Source organism: Aestuariivirga sp. (genome assembly GCF_020252405.1).
Lineage (GTDB): Bacteria > Pseudomonadota > Alphaproteobacteria > Rhizobiales > Aestuariivirgaceae > Aestuariivirga.
Map to the genome: position 1 here is coordinate 1 of NZ_JADCDA010000040.1, position 2,631 is coordinate 2,631.

General features: G+C 63.3%; 5 protein-coding genes. 3 read left to right on the forward strand and 2 right to left on the reverse strand.

Annotated features, from left to right (window positions below):
• Both IOC69_RS07460 and IOC69_RS07465 read left to right on the forward strand, forming a co-directional pair.
• The coding region (locus tag IOC69_RS07460) for a hypothetical protein (protein WP_290542919.1) at positions 1–188 on the forward strand (188 nt) is incomplete at its 5' end.
• A gap of 64 nt (positions 189–252) precedes the next feature.
• Positions 253–537 (forward strand): HlyU family transcriptional regulator, encoded by a 285-nt coding sequence (locus tag IOC69_RS07465; RefSeq protein WP_290542920.1) that lies wholly within the window; start codon positions 253–255, stop codon positions 535–537.
• Here IOC69_RS07465 and IOC69_RS07470 read toward each other — a convergent pair whose 3' ends face one another.
• Positions 538–1,173 (reverse strand): TIGR02466 family protein, encoded by a 636-nt coding sequence (locus tag IOC69_RS07470; protein ID WP_290542921.1) that lies wholly within the window; start codon positions 1,171–1,173, stop codon positions 538–540. It abuts the gene before it with no gap.
• Positions 1,174–1,194: 21 nt separating this feature from the next.
• Positions 1,195–1,650, reverse strand: coding sequence for a host attachment family protein (locus IOC69_RS07475; protein ID WP_290542922.1), 456 nt, complete (start codon positions 1,648–1,650; stop codon positions 1,195–1,197).
• Positions 1,651–1,862: 212 nt separating this feature from the next.
• Here IOC69_RS07475 and IOC69_RS07480 point away from each other — a divergent pair, with 212 nt between their 5' ends.
• A complete protein-coding gene (locus IOC69_RS07480; protein WP_290542923.1) occupies positions 1,863–2,246 on the forward strand; it encodes a hypothetical protein in 384 nt (127 codons plus the stop codon).
• Positions 2,247–2,631 lie beyond the last annotated feature (385 nt).

Sequence of the window (2,631 nt, forward strand, 5' to 3'; positions counted from 1 at the left end):
GCCGTCATTCCGGCGAAGGCCGGAATCCCGCTTTGCGTCAGCACGCGTTGAAAGAAAGCTGGATTCCGGCCTTCGCCGGAATGACGGCCGGGAGGGAGCAAATTATGCGGACTGATCTCACTCGACTGCGCGCCTCTCTAACTTTCGTTGAGGCGATTCCGCCTGAACGGAACATGCGCTGGACATGAGGTTGATCTGGGGCCGGTCGCCCGTTAGGCTCGGCGCCAATTTGATTTGCGGAGTTGTGCCGTCATGTCATTTCTGAGGAAGCTGTTCGGCGGTGGTTCCAAAGAGGCCGCACCCGCGGGTCCCAGGCGCCAGCTTGACTACAATGGCTTCGTCATTGCCGCCATGCCCTACAAGGAGGGCGGCCAGTGGCAGACCTGCGGGACGGTGACCAAGACCGTCGATGGCCAGGTGAAGGAACACCGCTTCATCCGCGCCGACCGTTTCGCCGACGCGGACGCCGCCGCCGACCATGCCATCCTCAAGGGCCAGCAGATCGTCGACCAGCTGGGCGAGAAGGTTTTTTCCTGATCAGGCGAGCACGTAGTTGAAGCTGACGCTGATGCGGTTGCCGTCCGCGCGGTTCAGCGGCACCTCGTGCCGGAGCCAGCTTTCCCACAGCATCAGCGTGCCCACCTCCGGCTTGAAGGAAACATGCTGCTTCATGTTCCGCGGCAGCTTCGCCAGCTTCGGGGGAGCGGCCATCATCAGGCCCAGACGCGGGTCCTCGTAGACGATGGGGCCGGCGCCATGCGGCACGGCCACGTAGAACGTCCCGCTGATCACCGAATTGGGGTGGATGTGCGAGGTGTGATGCCCGCCCTCGGGCAGCACGTTAACCCACAGGGAGTCGCAGCGCGGCCTGGCGCCGCGCAGGTCCCAGTGGAGCGCCTTTGCGTAAGCAAGGCAGTGCTTGTCGATCGCCTTCACCAGCCGGGCGAATTCCGGGAAACGCCAGGGCAGGTCGTTGAGCGAGGCATAGGAGGTGTAGCCGGTATAGCCGTATCTCTCCGCCCACTCTTGTCCCGCGCCATCGTCCATCGCCAGCGACATGGCCAGCGCCTCGATGGCATTGGTGAGCTTCTGGGGCACGATCCTGTCCGCCCGGTAGAGCCTTGTGACGAACAGGTCGTGGGTTTTCGCGGCGGGCGCCTTGGTTTGCGTCATGGCGTCCCGTTAGCCGAGGCTTCAACCGCCTTCAAGCGCCTTCACAACGCTGGCGGCGATCGCGGATGCGTTCTGCTTTGTGAGGTCCTTGGTGATCTCCTTGAGCGTGGCCTTGGCGAGCTGCGGCGTCACCGCCTTGCGCCACACGCCCATGGCCACGGGCGGAGCGGCCACGATGATCTCGCTGAACTCCCCTGCGCCCAGGTCCTTCGCCATGTCGGCGGCGATGCCCTTCACAAAGCGGTCCTCCGTCATTTGGTGATAGTCCGGCTGTTCGGCGGTGGAACGGCCATAGCCCATGCTTTCCATGACGCGTGAGGGCTTGTCGCTGGCCTGCTCGTGGTTGGGCGGATTGTCCTGGTGGTAGGAGCGCACCGGCTGCAGGTCCGGCTTGCGGACATCGCCGACGTTGCGGAACACCGTGGCGCGGCCACCGTCGGTGACCAGCACGCGGGCATTGTGACTCAGTCGCTTCATGACGATACCTCCATGGCTTGGTCCGAGAGCATGATCCGCAAAAGTGGAACCGCTATTGCGACAAGATCATGCGCCAGGGGACACCCTGCCGCCGGTTCCCGCCTTGCGCAGGATCAAAAACAGGGCGACATAGAAGACTGGAGCATGATCTGGCGCTTGATCCGGTCGGGCGAGTCCGCCTGACCGGAACATGCGCTGGGGAGGACTGTCACATGCGGAAGCTCATGAGCTTCGAATCCCGCCACCAGCCGGTGGTAAGCCGGCCGGTCTTCTACGGGCGGCTGGCGCGCAACGCGCTTTACTCGCTCGCCTTCGTCTCGGCGTCGCTGTTCGCCGGCACCTGCGGTTACATCTATTTCGAGAACATGCGGCTGGTTGATGCCTTCGCCAATGCCTCGATGATCCTCGCCTCGATGGGGCCGCTGACGCCGCTGATGACCGATGGTGGCAAGATCTTCGCCTCGTTTTATGCGATTTTTTCCGGCCTGCTGCTCATCGGCATTTCTTCGCTGATGCTGGCTCCCGTGTTCCACCGCATCCTGCACCGCTTCCACGTCGACGAGCACGACGCCGACCCGCCGCGCCGCACGCGCTAGAGCGCCGGGCGGTCAATTGACTCCATGAGGGTTCCCCCTCCCCACAAAGCCCCGCCCTCATCTTTCCTCTCCCCCACCGGGGGAGAGGGCAGGGTGAGGGGGTCTGTCCACAAGGAAAGTGCCGGAAATCCCTTCTCAAGCGACTCCCGCGCGGAAGCACCCCCTCACCAAACCTCTCCCCCGGCGGGGGAGAGGAATAACAAAGGGGCAGTTTCAGGCCATATGCGACAGCCGTACCCGAAAAGGGAGGAAATCATTCCGATTTCAACTGACCGCCCGGCGCTCTAATACTACAGTTGCGTCTGCGTGGTGAGTCTTGCGCGGTAGTGGGCCTCGGCGGCATGGGCTTGGTGAACGCGCCGCCAGAGTGACCAACTGAACACGA

Coding starts and splice junctions, on each gene's coding strand:
- IOC69_RS07475 (WP_290542922.1), bottom strand. CDS start 1,650: ATGAAGCGACTGAGTCACAATGCCCGCGTGCTGGTCACCGACGGTGGC.
- IOC69_RS07470 (WP_290542921.1), bottom strand. CDS start 1,173: ATGACGCAAACCAAGGCGCCCGCCGCGAAAACCCACGACCTGTTCGTC.
- IOC69_RS07480 (WP_290542923.1), top strand. CDS start 1,863: ATGCGGAAGCTCATGAGCTTCGAATCCCGCCACCAGCCGGTGGTAAGC.
- IOC69_RS07465 (WP_290542920.1), top strand. CDS start 253: ATGTCATTTCTGAGGAAGCTGTTCGGCGGTGGTTCCAAAGAGGCCGCA.